The following is a 14,823-nucleotide window of genomic DNA, read 5'->3' on the forward strand; positions in this document are numbered from 1 at the left end:
TCGGGCATTGTCCCGAGATGACCGGACCGGGTACGAGGCCGCTGGGGAAGGCGAACCTCGTCCCACACTGGAGGTCCCGGTGACGACACGTGGAGTTCTTTACGTGCACTCCGCACCCCGCGCGCTGTGCCCGCACGTCGAGTGGGCCGTCGCGGGAGTGCTGGGTGCGCGGCTCAGCCTCGACTGGATCCGCCAGCCCGCCTCGCCGGGCACCTGGCGGGCCGAGTTGTCCTGGCAGGCCGACTCCGGCACGGCGTCCAAGCTGGCGTCCGCGCTGCGCGGCTGGCATCTGCTGCGCTTCGAGGTGACCGCCGAGCCCAGCGCCAACGCCGAGGGCGAGCGCTACAGCAGCACACCGGACCTCGGCATCTTCCACGCCGTCACCGGGCTGCACGGCGACATCCTCATCCCCGAGGACCGGCTGCGCGCCGCGCTGGCCAGGGCGCGCCGCGGCGAGGCCGACCTGGAGGCGGAGGTCGCCAAGTTGCTGGGCAAGCCGTGGGACGACGAGCTGGAGCCGTTCCGGTACGCGGGTGAGGGCGCGCCGGTGCGCTGGCTGCACCAGGTGGTGTGAGCACCAGGCTGTGTCGTTGACCCGGCTCGGCCGCCCGGGCATAGCGTGACCGCATGACCGACACGAGCACCGTCGCCGTCCTGGGCACCGGCACCATGGGTGCCGCCATGGCCCGCTCCCTCCTGAGGGCCGGTCACGACGTACGGGTGTGGAACCGCACCCGTTCCCGTGCCGAGCCCCTCGCCGCCGACGGCGCGACCGTGACGGACGATCCGGCCGACGCCGTCCGCGGCGCCGACGCCGTGCTGACCGTGCTGCTCGACGGGCCCACCGTGCTGGAGACGATGCGGGCCGCCGCGCCCGGGTTGCGCGAGGGCGCGGTGTGGCTCCAGGCGAGCACGGTCGGCCCCGAGGGGCTGGCCCCGCTGGCCGCGCTCGCGACGGAGCACGGCGCGCTCTTCGTGGACGCCCCGGTGCTGGGCACCAAACAGCCCGCGGAGGCGGGGGAGTTGCAGGTGCTGGCGGCCGGACCCCAGGAGGCCCGGCCGGTCGCCGACCGGGTCTTCGACGCCATCGGCCGCAGCACCGTCTGGCTCGGTGAGGAGGGCGCGGGCGGCGCCGCGAGCAAGCTGAAGCTGGTCTTCAACAACTGGGTGCTCACCGTCATCAACGGCACCGCCGAGTCGCTGGCGCTGGCCAAGGGCCTTGGTGTGGACCCCGAGCGGTTCCTCGCCGCACTGGAGGGCACCGCGCTGGACTCGGGCTACCTGCGGATGAAGGCCGAGGCGATCCTGACCGGCGACTACACCGTGAACTTCACCGTCGACGCCGCCGCCAAGGACGCCCGGCTGATCGCGGGCGCTGCCGAGGGCGCGGGCGTGCGGCTGGACCTCGCCCCGGCCGGCGTCGCCCGCCTGGCACGCGCCTCCGAGGCGGGTCACGGCGACCAGGACGCCGCCGCCTCGTACTTCGCGAGCTTCGAGGGCCTGGCGAACGGGTGACCCGGCCCGGCGAACGGGTGATCAGCCCAGCAGGCGGGTGAGCGCGCGGCGGGTGCGGTCCGGGGCCTGGCGGTCGTGGAGCAGCTGGATGGCCTGGTTCAGCCCCATGTACAGGCCGATCAGCTCGAAGGCGACCTGCCGGGGATCGGTGCCCGCGGGCAGCTCGCCCGCCCGCACCGCGATGCGCAGGTCCACGATGAGCCTGCGCCGCCAGGTGCGGAACAGCCGGGCCACCGCGTCCCGCACCGGCCCGTCCTCCCGCCCGTCGAACTCCACCACCGCCGTGGTGAACAGGCAGCCGCCCGGGAACGCCTCGCGCTCCCGCTCCAGATACGTGATCCACTCCTCGCAGACCGCCCGCAGCCGGGTCAGCCCCGGCCGGGCGGCGGCCGCCGGTGCCCATACCGCGGCCGAGAAGATGTCCGAAGCCCGCTCCAGTGCCGCGAGCTGCAAGACCTCCTTGGTGCCGAAGTGGCCCAGCAGACCGGACTTGCTCATGCCCAGGTCGGTGGCGAGCCGCCCGATCGTCAGCCCCTCCAGGCCCTCGACCGACGCGACGGCCACGCTGCGCTGCACGATCCGCTCCCGCGTCCTGCGGGCCTCGGCGAAGGAGTGTCGCGGGCTCATGCGGCTCATCGTAGCCGCGCCGTCCGCCATCCGGGCGGCACTTTAACTTCCGATCGGTCGTTCGCTATTGTCGGGACCGCCCGGCCGGGGCACGTACCCGTTCCTTCCGAGAGCCCGAGGAGACCCGGCATGCCCGGAACCCGAATCGCCGCGCTGGGACACCACCAGCCCGACCGTGTGCTGACCAACGACGACCTGGCGGCCATGGTCGACACCAGCGACGCCTGGATCCGGCAGCGCACCGGCATCGCCACCCGCCGCATCGCGGACGAGGAGTCGGTCGCCGACCTGGCCACCGTGGCCGCGGGCAAGGCGCTGGCCGCGTCCGGACTGCGGCCCGAGGAGATCGGGCTGATCACCGTCGCCACCTGCTCGGCGCGGGACCGCTGCCCCAGCACCGCCGCCACCGTCGCCGGACGCCTGGGCATCCCCGACGCGGTCGCCTACGACCTCAACAACGGCTGCGCGGGCTTCTGTACCGCGCTGGCCGGCGCCGACCACGCGGTACGGGCGGGCGCGGCGAAGCACGCGCTGGTCATCGGCGCCGAGAAGATGTCCGACGTGGTCGACTGGACCGACCGCTCCACCTGCGTCATCCTCGGCGACGGCGCGGGAGCCGCCGTGGTCAGCGCCTCCGACACCGAGGACATCGGCCCGGTGGTGTGGGGCTCCGACCCGGGCAAGGCGAGCGCGGTGCGGCTGTCCGACGCCTGGCAGCCGCGGTTCGCGCAGGACGGGCAGACCGTCTTCCGCTGGGCCACCACCACCCTGGCCCCACTCGCCCTGCGCGCCGTGGAACGCGCCGGGCTCACCACCGCCGACCTGGCCGCGGTCGTCACCCACCAGGCCAACCTGCGCATCATCGACTCCGTGGTCCGCCAGCTCGGCGTCCCGGACGACGTGGTGATCGCCCGTGACGTGGTGGAGTCCGGCAACACCTCCGCCGCCTCCGTCCCGCTCGCCCTGGCCAAGCTGGCCGAACGCGGCGAGGTCTCCCCGGGCGACCCGGTGCTGCTGTTCACCTTCGGCGGCGGCCTGTCCTGGGCCGGCCAGGTCGTCCGCTGCCCGTGAGGCCGTTCGCCGTGGTGAGCTGACGGGCCGTCGGCACCGTCAACTCACGTGTCACAGCGGGATGTTGCCGTGGGCCCCGCGTCGCCGCGGGGCCCCGGCGATCGCCCGGGCCAGCGCGGAGCGGGTCGCGTCCGGCTCGATCACCTCGTCGACGACGCCCAGTTCCCTGGCCTTCGGCAGGCCGCCCGCCACGATCTCGTGCTCCGCGGCCAGCTCCAGTTCGACCTGCTCGCGCAGTTCCTCGGGGACCTCCGACAGCTTGCGGCGGTGCAGGATCCGTACCGCCGCCACCGCGCCCATCACCGCCACCTGAGCCGTCGGCCAGGCGAACACCCTGGTCGCGCCCAGCGAGCGGGCGTTCATCGCGATGTAGGCGCCGCCGTACGACTTGCGGGTGACCAGCGTGATCCGGGGCACCACGCACTCGCCGAAGGCGTGCAGCAGCTTCGCGCCGCGCCGCACGACGCCCTCCCACTCCTGCCCGACGCCCGGCAGGTACCCGGGGACGTCCACCAGCACCACCAGCGGCACCCCGAACGCGTCGCAGGTGCGCACGAACCGTGCCGCCTTCTCCGCCGACAGCGAGTCCAGGCAACCGCCCAGCCGCAGCGGGTTGTTGGCGACCACGCCGACCGTGCGGCCACCGAGCCGCCCCAGCGTCGTCACCATGTTCGGCGCCCACCGCGGGTGCAGCTCCAGGCCGGGGGCGTCCAGCACCGCGTCCACCAGCGGGTGCACGTCGTACGCGCGGCGCGGCGAGTCCGGCAGCAGCCCGCCCAGCGGCCGGTCCTGAACCGCCTCGGGGTCCACCTCGCCCTGCGCGCCGAGCAGCAGCGCGAGATGCCGGGCCCGGGCCAGCGCCTCCGCCTCGGAGTCAGCCACCACGTGCACCACGCCGGAACGCCTGCCGTGCGGTTCCGGGCCGCCGAGCCGGGCCATGTCCACCCGCTCACCGGTGACCGAGCGGACCACGTCGGGACCGGTGACGAAGATGCGGCCCTCGGGCGCCAGCACCACGACGTCGGTCAGGGCCGGGCCGTAGGCCGCGCCGCCCGCCGCCGCGCCCAGCACCACCGAGATCTGCGGCACCCGCCCGGACGCCCCGATCATCGCCCGGAAGACCCGCCCGACCGCGTGCAGCGAGCCCACGCCCTCCTGGAGCCGGGCGCCGCCCGAGTGGTAGATCCCGATCACCGGGCAGTCCTCGGCGACCGCCCGGTCGTAGGCGCGTACCACCACGTCGCAGCCGTCCGCGCCCATCGCGCCGCCCTGCACCGTGGGATCGCAGGCGAACGCGACCACCTTCACGCCGTCGACCGTGCCGATCGCGGCGAGCATCCCCGACGCGTCGTACGCGGAGACCTCCTGGTAGCCGCCCTCGTCGAGAAGGGCCCGCAGCCTGAGCCGGGGATTGCGCGGATCACTGTCACGCGGTGGTCGTCCGGCCATGCTGCGGGCCTCCTACGACCGGCGCCGGGCCGGTCACGCTGCGGCGGGCCTGCCGGTCAGCTCCTGCGGAAGGCCAGCACGAGGTTGTGACCGCCGAAGCCGAACGAGTTGTTGAGCGCGGTGATCGTGCCGTGCGGCAGTTCGCGCGGCTGGTCGCGCACGATGTCGGCGTCGACCCCGGGGTCGAGGTTCTTGATATTGATCGTCGGCGGAGCGACCCGGTGGTGCAACGCGAGGACCGTCGCCACCGTCTCGATGCCGCCCGCGCCGCCCAGCAGGTGGCCGGTCATCGACTTGGTGGCGGAGACCGCCATGTGGTCGAGGTCGTCACCGAAGACCGAGCGCAGCGCCCTCACCTCACCCACGTCACCGGTCGGGGTGGACGTCGCGTGCGCGTTGACGTGGGCGATCTCGGCGGGCTTGACGTCGTTGTTCGCCAGCAGGTTGCCGATCGCGTCCGCGATGCCGCGCCCCGACGGCTCCGGCTGCGCGATGTGGTGCGCGTCGCCGGACACGCCCTGGCCCAGCGCCTCGCAGTACACCCGGGCGCCACGTCGCTCGGCGTGCTCGGCGGACTCCAGCACCACGACACCGGAGCCCTCACCGAGCACGAAACCGTCCCGGTCGACGTCGTAGGGGCGCGAGGCGCCCTGCGGGTCGTCGTTGTTCTTGCTCATCGCCTGCATGTTGCCGAACGCGGCGATCGGCAGCGGGTGGATCGCCGCCTCGGTGCCGCCCGCGACCACGACGTCGGCGCGGCCGGTGCGGATCATCTCGACGGCGTAGCCGATCGCCTCGGCGCCCGACGCGCAGGCGCTGACCGGGGTGTGCACCCCGGCGCGGGCGTTCAGCTCGATGCCGACGTTGGCCGCCGGGCTGTTGGGCATCAGCATCGGCACGGTGTGCGGGGAGACCTTCCGCACGCCCTGCTCACGCAGGATGTCGTACTGCCCCAGCAGGGTGGTCACCCCGCCGATCCCGGAGGCCACCACGGTGCCGAGCCGGTCCGGGTCGACCGAGGCGTCGTCGCCCGCCTTGCCGGTGAAACCCGCGTCCGCCCACGCCTCACGGGCCGCGATCAGCGCGAACTGCGCCGAGCGGTCCAGCTTGCGGGCCTGCGGCCGGGGGATGATCTCACCGGGCTCCACGGCGATCTGTGCCGCGATGCGGACCGGCAGCTGCTCCGCCCAGTCCTGTTCCAGCGGGGTGACCCCGGACCGGCCGGCCAGCAGGGCTTCCCAGGTCGATGCGCTGTCGCCACCCAGGGGTGTGGTTGCGCCGATACCGGTGACGACCACGGTGCGATTGGTCGAGTTCACAGGAATTCTTGTCTCCACGTTTCGAGGGTGAAGCAAACGCGTACCACCCGGTCGGATGGCGACAGACGCGTCGGCCTACGAAGTGCGACTGAGGGGCGTCCCTCAGTCCTGGTGCTTGAGGATGTAGTCGGCAGCGTCGCCGACGGTCTTGAGGTTCTTGACGTCCTCGTCCGGGATCTTGACGTCGAAGCGCTCCTCGGCGGCGACGACGACCTCGACCATCGACAGCGAGTCCACGTCGAGGTCGTCCGTGAAGGACTTGTCGACCTGGACGTCCTCGGTCGGGATGCCGGCGATCTCGTTGACGATCTCCGCGAGACCCTTGACGATCTCTTCCTGAGTGGCGGCCATGTTGGCGCTCCTTCGATGTGTTGCTCGGTGGTCGTGCGGCCCGCGGAACTGCGGGCCGCCGGGATCTTGTGCCTAGGGGAGGGTAACGACCGAGGCCGCGAACACGAGACCCGCCCCGAAGCCGATGACGAGCGCCGTGTCGCCGCTCCTGGCCTGGCCGGTGGCGAGCAGCCGCTCCATCGCCAGCGGGATCGACGCCGATGAGGTGTTGCCGGTGGTCTCGATGTCACGGGCGACCGCGACGTGCTCCGGCAGCTTCAGCGCCTTGATCATCGAGTCGATGATGCGCATGTTCGCCTGGTGCGGGATGAACGCGTCCAGCTGGTCGGCGGTGACACCCGCGGCGTCCAGCGCCTGCTGGGCCACCTTGGCCATCTCGAAGACCGCCCAGCGGAAGACCGCCTGGCCCTCCTGGGTGATCGCCGGGAAGCGCACCTCGTCCGGGCGGCCCTCGCGGTAGACGTCCCACGGCAGGGTCTGCTTGATGGTCTCCGCCTTGTCGCCCTCGGAGCCCCAGATCACCGGGCCGATCGCGGGCTCGTCCGACGGGCCCACCACGACCGCACCCGCGCCGTCGCCGAACAGGAAGGCGGTCGCCCGGTCCTCCTTGTCGGTCAGGTCGCTCAGCCGCTCCACGCCGATGACCAGCACGTACCGCGCCGAACCGTCGGTGACCATGCCCTTGGCCAGCGACAGGCCGTAGGTGAAGCCCGCGCAGCCCGCGGAGATGTCGAACGCGGGCGGCGTGCCGGCGCCGACCCGGTGCGCGATCTCCGTGGCGACGGCCGGGGTCTGCTTGAAGTGCGAGACCGTCGCCACGATGACCGCGCCGATGTCCTCGGGGGCCAGCCCCGCGTCCGCGATGGCCTTGCCGGCCGCCTCGACCGACATCTCGGCGACCGTCTCGTCCGGGCCCGCCCAGTGCCGGGTGACGATGCCGGAACGCGACCGGATCCACTCGTCGGAGGAGTCGATGTACCGAAGGATCTCCTCGTTGGGCACCACACGGGTCGGGCGGTAGCCGCCGACGCCGAGGATCCGGGCGTAACGCGCGCCCTGACTCGGCTTGATCTTCGCGGACATGCGGGGCTCCTCAGTCTTATTCGGCCGCGGGGTGGACGCGCAGCAACGGCTGGCCGGGGGCGACCGGGTCGCCGTCCTCGACGAGCCACTCGACGACGGTGCCGCCGTGCTCGGCGACGACCGCCTGCCGCTCCCGGTTGTTGCCGACGTGGGCCACCGTCGCGCCCGGCGCCAGGACCTGGCCCGGCTTGACGGACGGCTCCATGGCCACCGTGCCCTTGAACGGGGCCACGGCGAGCCGCCACGTCGGCGCGTGCTCGAGCGGGTTCGAGGACTCGTCGCCGTGCTCCGCCACGATCTCGCGGGCCGCGTCGAGGTCGTCCGGGGTCTTGAGCGCCAGCGTCCTCACACCGGGCAGGGCGCGCTTGGCCAGCCCCACCAGGGTACCCGCGGGGGAGACCTCGATGATCGCGGTGACACCCAGTTCCTTGAACGTCTCCATGCACAGGTCCCAGCGCACGGGGCCGGCCACCTGCTTCACCAGCCGCCGCGCGATCTCCGCGCCGCTGTGCACGACCCGGCCGTCGGCGTTGGAGACGTAACGGGTGCGCGGGTCGCGCACCGTGACGCCGGGCAGCAGCGCCTGGAGCGTGGCGACCGCGGGCTCCATGTGGGTGGTGTGGAACGCGCCCGCCACCTTCAGCGGCATCACCCGGGCGCCCTCGGGCTTGTCGGCGGACAGCGCCGCCAGCTGCTCCATGGTGCCCGCGGCGACGATCTGGCCCGCGCCGTTGACGTTCGCCGGGGTCAGGCCCAGCTCCACGAGCTTGGCGTGCACGACCTCCGGGTCGCCGCCCAGCACCGCGGACATGCCGGTCTCGGTCACCGCGGCGGCCTTCGCCATCGCCAGGCCCCGCTGCCGCACCAGCGCCATCGCCGACTCGGCGGTGATCACCCCGGCACCGGCGGCGGCGGTCAGCTCGCCGACGCTGTGCCCGGCGACCGCGGCGATCCCGCGGCGGGCGTCCGCCGGGTGCGGGAAGAGCGACAGCGCGGAGACCAGCCCCGCGGCCACCAGCAGCGGCTGCGCCACCGCGGTGTCGCGGATCTCGTCCGCGGTCCCCTCGGTGCCGTAGCGCACGAGGTCCAGGCCGGCGACCGCCGACCACCAGTGCAACCGGTCGGCCACGCCCGGGAGTTCGAGCCAGGGGTTGAGGAAGCCAGGAGTCTGGGCACCCTGGCCGGGAGCTACGAGTACGAGCACCTTCACACTCTCTCTCGCGTCAGGTGGTCCCCGCCGGTGAGGACAGGGACCAAGAACAGTCAGGCGATTTGTGGGTGTCCCACAAAAGCTCAGCGCGGTTGATCTGTACTGGAGAGGCGGCCCAGGATCAGCGCGATCCGCAGGGTGAACGCGGAGCGCACATCGGAGGGTGACCAGCCGGTGACGTCCGTCACACGTCGCAGCCGGTAGCGAACGGTGTTGGGATGCACGAACAGCATCCGCGCCGCGCCCTCCAGAGAGGAGGCCTGTTCCAGGTAGACGCTGAGGGTCTCCAGCAGCGCCGAGCCCGCCTCCTCCAGCGGTCTGTAGATCTCCTCCACCAACTGGTCGCGGGCCGCGGGATCGCCCGCCATCGCCCGCTCCGGCAGCAGATCGTCCGCGAGCACCGGGCGCGGCGCGTCGGGCCAGGCGGCGCACGCCTTCAGCCCCGCGGCGGCGGCCTGCGCGGAACGGGTCGCGGCCAGCAGGTCCCCGACGACCGGACCGGCCACCACGGGCCCCGCGGCGAACGGGCCGATCAGGTCCTTGGCGGTACGGATCGGGTCGTCGCTGCCGCCCGCGACGACCACCAGCCGGTCCCCGAACACCCCGGTCAGCACCTGGAGTTTGGCGTGCCGGGCGGCCCGGCGGATCGCCTCGACGGTCAGTTCGCTGTCGCCGTTGGGCGCCGTGCCGAGCACCACGATCACCCGATCCGGCGAACTCCAGCCGAGCGCGGCGGCCCGCGAGAGCACCCCTTCGTCGGCCTCGCCGGACAGCACGGCGTTGACGACCAGCGACTCCAGACGGGCGTCCCAGGCACCGCGCGCCTCGGCGGCCTGCGCGTAGACCTGCGCGGTGGCGAACGCGATCTCGCGGGCGTAGACGAGCAGCGCCTCGCGCAGCACGGACTCGTCGCCGGGGGCCGCGATCTCGTCGATCGCGGACTCCATGACCTCGATCGTGGTGCGGACCATCTCCACGGTCTGCCGCAGCGAGATCGCCCGGGTCAGCTCGCGCGGCGCGGTGCCGAAGACGTCCGTGCTGATCGCCTGCGGCGCCTCCGGGTGCCGGAACCACTCGGTGAACGCGGCGATGCCCGCCTGGGCGACCAGGCCGATCCACGAGCGGTTCTCCGGGGGCATCGCCCGGTACCAGGGCAACTGCTCGTCCATCCGCGCGATCGCCGCGGCAGACAGTCTCCCGGAGGACTTCTCCAGCCGCCGCAGGGTGGCACTGTGCGGGTGGGAGCCGCTGGGGCTGCTGGAAGATCGCGTGGAATCGGACACGGGACAAGCCTGCCTCATGCGGGCGGCCCCCGAACCGCTGGGTCAGAGGTGCGGCGCGGATCGCTTCTGCGGGGGGTCGGTCTTTGTCCCCGCCCACCCACCCGTCGCCGGGGGCGGGAGGTGCGGGGTCGGGTGAGGCGGTGCCGGAACGATCGCGGTGAACGGGCGGGTAGGTGGGTGGGCGAACGCGTCCGCGAGCCGGACCGCCCGCACCTGCGGAAAGCCCCCGTCCCCTACCGTGGTCCCGTGATTCGTCGGATGCCCGCCACTGCCCGTTTCCGGGGAGGCGATCCCGCCGCAGGGATCGAGACCCTGCACGGCTTCTCCTTCGGCCCCCACTACGACCCCGACAACCTCCGCTTCGGCCCCCTCGTCGCCGTCAACGAGGAACGCCTCGCCCCGGGCGCCGGGTTCGCGGAGCACGCGCACCGTGACGTGGAGATCGTCACCTTCGTCGTCGACGGCGAACTCGCGCACGACGACACCGCGGGCCACCGCCACGTCGTGCGCGCCGGTGAGATCCAGTGGCTGAGCGCGGGCGACGGCGTCCGCCACACCGAGCGCAACGCCCGCCGCGACCAACCCCTGACGTTCCTTCAGATGTGGCTGGAGCCGGGCGAGTCCGGCGGCCCACCCGCGTACGGCCGCACGAGCGGCGACCGCGTCAGCACGCCCCGCCGCCCCGGCTCCGCCCTCGTCGTCCACCGAGGCCCGGCCCGCCTGCCCGCCGCCCCGCTGCGCCACCTGCACGTCGTACGCGGTCGACTCCTGCTCGACGGGCAGCCGTTCGGTCCCGGCGACGCCGCCCGCGTCACCGGCGGAGGCGACCTGACCGTCGACACCGTCGAGGCGGACCCGGAAACGACGACCTACCTCGTCTGGTCGCTGGACGCCTGAACCGGCCTCCCTACCGCGCCAGTTCCGTCAGCACCGCGTCCGTCAGCCGCGGCCACACCTCGATCGCCCACTCGCCGAAGTCCCGGTCGGTCAGGCAGACGCACGCGGCTCGCGCGTCCGGATCCACCCACAGGAACGTGCCGGACTGCCCGAAGTGGCCGAACGTGCGGGGCGAGGACGAACTCCCGGTCCAGTGCGGGGACTTGGCGTCGCGGATCTCGAAGCCCAGGCCCCAGTCGTTGTGCCGCTGGACCCCGTAGCCGGGCAGCACCCCGCGCAGTCCGGGGAACGCCACCGCCGTGGCCCCGGTCAGCGTCTCGGCCGCCAGCAGCCGCGGCGCCTGCAACTCGGCCGCGAAGCGCACGAGATCGTCCACCGTGGAGACCGCCCCGGCGGCGGGCGAGCCGTCCAGCGAGGTCGCCGCCATCCCCAGCGGCTCGAAGACCGCCTCGCGCAGGTAGTCCGCGAACGGGATCTCGGTGGCCTTCGCCACGTGATCGGCCAGCACCTCGAACCCGGTGTTGGAGTAGATGCGGCGCTCGCCCGGCGCGGCCTGCGCCCGGTGCTCGGCGAAGGCCAGCCCCGAGGTGTGCGCGAGCAGGTGCCGTACGGTCGAGCCCTCGGGGCCGGCCGGTTCGTCGAGCTCGACGGCGCCTTCCTCGACGGCGAGCAGCACCGCGTACGCGGTGAGCGGCTTGGTGACCGAGGCCAGCGGGAAGCGGTGACCGGTCGGACCGTAGGTCCCGGCCACCGTGCCGTCCGCGCGCACCACCGCGGCCGCCGCGGTCGGAACCGGCCACTGACCCATGCGTCCCAGGCTTTCCATGACCGCGAGCGTATCCGGTGCGGCTTGCTTAGAGTGCACTCAAGGTCTCTAGCGTGGAGATCACCGCGAGGGCGGGCGGCCCGGGGGACGGCCGCGAGCAGGCGGAAGGACGGTACGGCATGACAGTCGTGGACACCGCAACGGCCACCGCGCACCGGACGGAGGCCGCGCGACGCCCCGCCACCGGGAACGCGACGAGCGGCGACCCGCTCCAAGACTGCGCGTCGGCGGCGCGGACCGCGCGCAGGCCGCGCGGCCGTGACGGCTACACGATCAGCGAGGTCGTCGCGTACACCGGACTGAGCGCCCACACCCTGCGCTGGTACGAGCGGATCGGACTGATGCCGCACGTCGACCGCTCCCACACCGGCCAGCGCCGCTACACCGAGGCCGACCTCGGCTGGCTCGACTTCGTCAACAAACTGCGGCTGACCGGGATGCCGGTCGCCGACATGGTCCGCTACGCGGAGCTGGTCAGGGAGGGCGACCACACCTATCCCGAGCGGCTCCAGCTGCTGGTCGCGCACCGCGAGGACGTGCGCCGCAGGATCGCGGAGCTGTGCGACACCCTCGGGGTCCTCGACCACAAGATCGATCTCTACGCGAGCGCCCCCACGGGCGCGGGAGAGGCACGGAATTCATGAGCACCCACAAGCTCGGCACCATCGCCCTGGGCACCGGCGGCCCGCTGGTCGGCGTCCAGGGGTTCGGCTGCATGGGCATCAGCGAGTTCTACGGCGGCACCGACGAGGCGGCCGCCCGCGACACGCTGGACGCGGCCCTGGAGGCGGGTGTCACGCTCTTCGACACCGCCGACATCTACGGGTCCGGGGCGAACGAGGAGTTCCTCGCCCCCTTCGTCGGCGCGCACCGCGACGAGATCACGCTCGCCTCGAAGTTCGCCATCGTCCGCAAGGCCGACGACCCGGACTACCGCGGGATCAGGAACGACCCGGCGTACATCCGGCAGGCCGTCGAGGCGAGCCTGACCCGGCTGAAGACCGACGTCATCGACCTGTACTACATGCACCGCAGGGACCCGGCGGTGCCGTTCGCCGAGTCGGTGGGCGCGATGGCGGAGCTGGTCGAGGCGGGCAAGGTCAAGCACCTGGGCCTGTCCGAGGTCACCGGCGCCGAACTGCGCGAGGCGCACGCCGTCCACCCGATCGCCGCCGTGCAGTCGGAGTGGTCGCTGTTCAGCCGGGACGTGGAGATCTCGCTGGTCGGCGCGGCGAAGGAGCTGGGCGTCGCCGTCGTGCCGTACTCGCCGCTCGGCCGGGGCTTCCTGACCGGCGCGTTCGCCGACGCGGGCAAGGACCTGGGCAGCGGGGACTTCCGCAAGCACCAGCCCCGCTTCACCGGCGACAACGCCAAGGCCAACGCCGAGCTGCTGGAGCCGGTCCGCGAGATCGCCGCCGCGCACGACGCCACCCTCGGCCAGATCGCCCTGGCCTGGGCCCACCAGCGGCAGCGGGTGCACGGCCTGACCGCGGTCGTGCCGATCCCGGGCACCCGCAAGCGCTCCCGGGTGCTGGAGAACACCGCGGCCGCCACCATCACGCTGACCGACGACGAGCTGGCCCGCCTGGAGCCGATCGCCGGGCAGGTCGCCGGAGACCGCTACCCGGACATGTCCAGCACCTCGGCCGCGCGCGAGTAGCGCGTCGCGGGCCGTGCCGTGACCGGCCGCGGCCGGGCGCGGGCGGGGCTCAGGCCGCCGCTGCCGCGCCCGCCGTGCAGGTCGCGTCGTCCGTCGCGCACACGACCTGCCCGTAGCGGCCCAGCGCTATCCGGGTGAAGTTCTTCAGGCTCTCGGTGCCGGAGGCGAAGTAGCCGGTGTGCTGCTGCGCCCCGGCGGCCGAGATCACCCGCGCGCCGAACGAGGGCGAGACCGGGTCGGGGCCGTGGCCGAGGCCGCCGACCTCGACGTAGGGCACGTCCTGGATCCAGTCGGTGGCGTCCCGCGCCGCCCACACCCGGGCGTCGGTGTGCAGGCCCGCGACGTTCTGGGCGCGCATGCCCGGGGAGCCGTAGACCGCGATGTCGGTGACCTTGCGCTGCGGCAGCCGCCCCGCGCCGACCCCGCACAGCACCGAGCCGTAGGAGTGGCAGAACAACTGCACGCTGGTGGTGTCCGGCAGCGCCCGCACCATCGCGTTGAGCCGGACCGCGCCGGCCTCGGCCATCGTGCCGGTGGAGGCGTCCAGGCCCAGGCCGTCCGGCGTGGTGTAGTCGGCCCAGGCGATCACCGCGTAGTGACCGGCCGGGTCGGCCGCGCGCTCGGAGTCGTACAGCGCCTCGGCCATGCCGTCCGGCGCCGAGTAAGGCTTGACGGTCTTCTCGAAGGTCAGGATGTCGGTGTCGACGCCCGGCACCACGACCGCGGTGCGCCGCGCGGTCGCGAGGTCGCCGAAGACCTCCGCGACGCGGCCCTGCCCGGTCGGGTCGAAGGCGAGGATCTGGCGGCCGGGGGCGCGCAGCGAACCGTAGCGGTGCGCGAGCTGGAGCGCTTCCGAGCGGCCGTCGGGCGTCAGGTCCTCGGCGTGCGAGCGCTTGATCTCGGCCGTCTGCTGCTGGCCGAGCGCGAGCCGGTTGGCCGCGTACCGCAGCGGGACCGGCGCGCCGTTGAGGTTGCCGACGACCAGCGGGTAGCGGTCGGCCAGGCGCTCGCGCTGCGCGGCGGTCAGCGAGGCGAAGAACCGTGAGACGGTCCTGGCGCTCGCCGAGTCCGGGTTCGGCAGGTGGCGGCCGGCCACCGAGCCGTGCAGCCAGGCCGAGACGGCGGCGGCGCGGGGATCCTGGGCGGGCTTCTGATGGCTCATCGCGGTCCAGCCACTGGTTGCCAGCAGCACGAAGACGACCATGACGGCCAACGCCGCGCGCCCCGGCGAGGTCAGGTCCTGCGCGATCACGCGCAGCCAGGCCCAGCCGAGGGAGCGGGAGGAAGTGGGGGGAGCGCCGATGCGCTCATCGAAGACATTCACCGCGGGCCACCATAGGAGACTTTCCGCGGTGTTCGTGAATCCGGTGACGTACGTCACGTTTGGAGTGGTCGCAAGCGGTCGGTTCCGGCACGGAACAGACACTGACCGAACGTAGGGCGACGGTGTGTCAGGCGTGACGTATCAGGAACACGCCAATCCCGTCCCCGCCTTCACGCGTCCAGCCGTCCCCGTCGTCACGCGCCCAGCC

General features: G+C 73.1%; 14 protein-coding genes and 1 pseudogene. 6 read left to right on the forward strand and 9 right to left on the reverse strand.

All coding sequences use genetic code 11. The features are described from left to right. Positions 1–79: 79 nt before the first annotated feature. Positions 80–574 carry a DUF3145 domain-containing protein gene (locus K7472_RS24185; RefSeq protein ID WP_222980649.1) on the forward strand — a complete coding sequence of 165 codons (495 nt, stop codon included), beginning with the start codon at positions 80–82 and terminating at the stop codon, positions 572–574. Positions 575–627: 53 nt separating this feature from the next. Beyond that, positions 628–1,515: an NAD(P)-dependent oxidoreductase gene (locus K7472_RS24190; RefSeq protein WP_222980650.1), complete on the forward strand. Its 888-nt coding sequence runs from the start codon at positions 628–630 to the stop codon at positions 1,513–1,515. 21 nt (positions 1,516–1,536) lie between these two features. Here K7472_RS24190 and K7472_RS24195 read toward each other — a convergent pair whose 3' ends face one another. Further along, the gene (locus tag K7472_RS24195) at positions 1,537–2,142 is read right to left on the reverse strand and encodes a TetR/AcrR family transcriptional regulator (protein ID WP_222980651.1); all 606 of its coding nucleotides are present in this window, start codon (positions 2,140–2,142) and stop codon (positions 1,537–1,539) included. A gap of 129 nt (positions 2,143–2,271) precedes the next feature. Between K7472_RS24195 and K7472_RS24200 the strand changes: the two genes are divergently transcribed. Continuing rightward, a complete protein-coding gene (locus K7472_RS24200) occupies positions 2,272–3,213 on the forward strand; it encodes a beta-ketoacyl-ACP synthase III (RefSeq protein ID WP_222980652.1) in 942 nt (313 codons plus the stop codon). Between the two features lie 51 nt (positions 3,214–3,264). Here K7472_RS24200 and K7472_RS24205 read toward each other — a convergent pair whose 3' ends face one another. The 6 genes and pseudogenes from K7472_RS24205 to K7472_RS24230 all read right to left on the reverse strand — a co-directional run bounded on the left by K7472_RS24205 (position 3,265) and on the right by K7472_RS24230 (position 9,908). After that, entirely contained in the window at positions 3,265–4,662 is a 1,398-nt protein-coding gene (locus K7472_RS24205) for an acyl-CoA carboxylase subunit beta (protein WP_222980653.1), read from the reverse strand. A 56-nt stretch (positions 4,663–4,718) separates the two neighbouring features. Then, entirely contained in the window at positions 4,719–5,981 is a 1,263-nt protein-coding gene (gene fabF, locus K7472_RS24210) for a beta-ketoacyl-ACP synthase II (RefSeq protein ID WP_222980654.1), read from the reverse strand. A 102-nt stretch (positions 5,982–6,083) separates the two neighbouring features. Continuing rightward, complete coding sequence (locus tag K7472_RS24215) at positions 6,084–6,332, reverse strand: acyl carrier protein (RefSeq protein WP_222980655.1); 249 nt, start codon at positions 6,330–6,332, stop codon at positions 6,084–6,086. A 72-nt stretch (positions 6,333–6,404) separates the two neighbouring features. After that, a complete protein-coding gene (locus tag K7472_RS24220) occupies positions 6,405–7,415 on the reverse strand; it encodes a ketoacyl-ACP synthase III (protein ID WP_222980656.1) in 1,011 nt (336 codons plus the stop codon). 280 nt (positions 7,416–7,695) lie between these two features. After that, positions 7,696–8,619 (reverse strand): annotated as a pseudogene (locus K7472_RS24225) (ACP S-malonyltransferase); the annotation flags it as partial. A gap of 89 nt (positions 8,620–8,708) precedes the next feature. Beyond that, on the reverse strand, positions 8,709–9,908 hold the full coding sequence (locus K7472_RS24230; protein WP_308014059.1) for a PucR family transcriptional regulator: 1,200 nt from the start codon (positions 9,906–9,908) through the stop codon (positions 8,709–8,711). Between the two features lie 258 nt (positions 9,909–10,166). Between K7472_RS24230 and K7472_RS24235 the strand changes: the two genes are divergently transcribed. Continuing rightward, positions 10,167–10,805 (forward strand): pirin family protein, encoded by a 639-nt coding sequence (locus tag K7472_RS24235; RefSeq protein ID WP_222980659.1) that lies wholly within the window; start codon positions 10,167–10,169, stop codon positions 10,803–10,805. 10 nt (positions 10,806–10,815) lie between these two features. On the opposite strand, the gene K7472_RS24240 is transcribed toward K7472_RS24235, so the two are convergent. Continuing rightward, positions 10,816–11,631: a serine hydrolase domain-containing protein gene (locus tag K7472_RS24240; RefSeq protein WP_222980660.1), complete on the reverse strand. Its 816-nt coding sequence runs from the start codon at positions 11,629–11,631 to the stop codon at positions 10,816–10,818. A 119-nt stretch (positions 11,632–11,750) separates the two neighbouring features. Between K7472_RS24240 and K7472_RS24245 the strand changes: the two genes are divergently transcribed. Continuing rightward, positions 11,751–12,275 carry a MerR family transcriptional regulator gene (locus K7472_RS24245; protein ID WP_222980673.1) on the forward strand — a complete coding sequence of 175 codons (525 nt, stop codon included), beginning with the start codon at positions 11,751–11,753 and terminating at the stop codon, positions 12,273–12,275. Beyond that, on the forward strand, positions 12,272–13,291 hold the full coding sequence (locus K7472_RS24250; RefSeq protein WP_222980661.1) for an aldo/keto reductase: 1,020 nt from the start codon (positions 12,272–12,274) through the stop codon (positions 13,289–13,291). Before K7472_RS24245 ends, K7472_RS24250 begins: the two co-directional genes overlap by 4 nt. 49 nt (positions 13,292–13,340) lie before the next feature. Here the strand turns inward: K7472_RS24250 and K7472_RS24255 are convergent, their stop codons facing one another. Further along, positions 13,341–14,615 carry an alpha/beta hydrolase gene (locus K7472_RS24255; protein WP_308014061.1) on the reverse strand — a complete coding sequence of 425 codons (1,275 nt, stop codon included), beginning with the start codon at positions 14,613–14,615 and terminating at the stop codon, positions 13,341–13,343. Positions 14,616–14,823 lie beyond the last annotated feature (208 nt).

This window comes from Streptantibioticus parmotrematis (genome assembly GCF_019890615.1).
GTDB classification, from domain to species: domain Bacteria; phylum Actinomycetota; class Actinomycetes; order Streptomycetales; family Streptomycetaceae; genus Streptantibioticus_D; species Streptantibioticus_D parmotrematis.

Bases quoted from the DNA above. Each gene is read 5' to 3' on its own strand.
- K7472_RS24190 (WP_222980650.1), top strand. From the start codon at position 628: ATGACCGACACGAGCACCGTCGCCGTCCTGGGCACCGGCACCATGGGT.
- K7472_RS24195 (WP_222980651.1), bottom strand. From the start codon at position 2,142: ATGAGCCCGCGACACTCCTTCGCCGAGGCCCGCAGGACGCGGGAGCGG.
- K7472_RS24200 (WP_222980652.1), top strand. From the start codon at position 2,272: ATGCCCGGAACCCGAATCGCCGCGCTGGGACACCACCAGCCCGACCGT.
- K7472_RS24205 (WP_222980653.1), bottom strand. From the start codon at position 4,662: ATGGCCGGACGACCACCGCGTGACAGTGATCCGCGCAATCCCCGGCTC.
- K7472_RS24215 (WP_222980655.1), bottom strand. From the start codon at position 6,332: ATGGCCGCCACTCAGGAAGAGATCGTCAAGGGTCTCGCGGAGATCGTC.
- K7472_RS24220 (WP_222980656.1), bottom strand. From the start codon at position 7,415: ATGTCCGCGAAGATCAAGCCGAGTCAGGGCGCGCGTTACGCCCGGATC.
- K7472_RS24235 (WP_222980659.1), top strand. From the start codon at position 10,167: ATGCCCGCCACTGCCCGTTTCCGGGGAGGCGATCCCGCCGCAGGGATC.
- K7472_RS24240 (WP_222980660.1), bottom strand. From the start codon at position 11,631: ATGGAAAGCCTGGGACGCATGGGTCAGTGGCCGGTTCCGACCGCGGCG.
- K7472_RS24245 (WP_222980673.1), top strand. From the start codon at position 11,751: ATGACAGTCGTGGACACCGCAACGGCCACCGCGCACCGGACGGAGGCC.
- K7472_RS24250 (WP_222980661.1), top strand. From the start codon at position 12,272: ATGAGCACCCACAAGCTCGGCACCATCGCCCTGGGCACCGGCGGCCCG.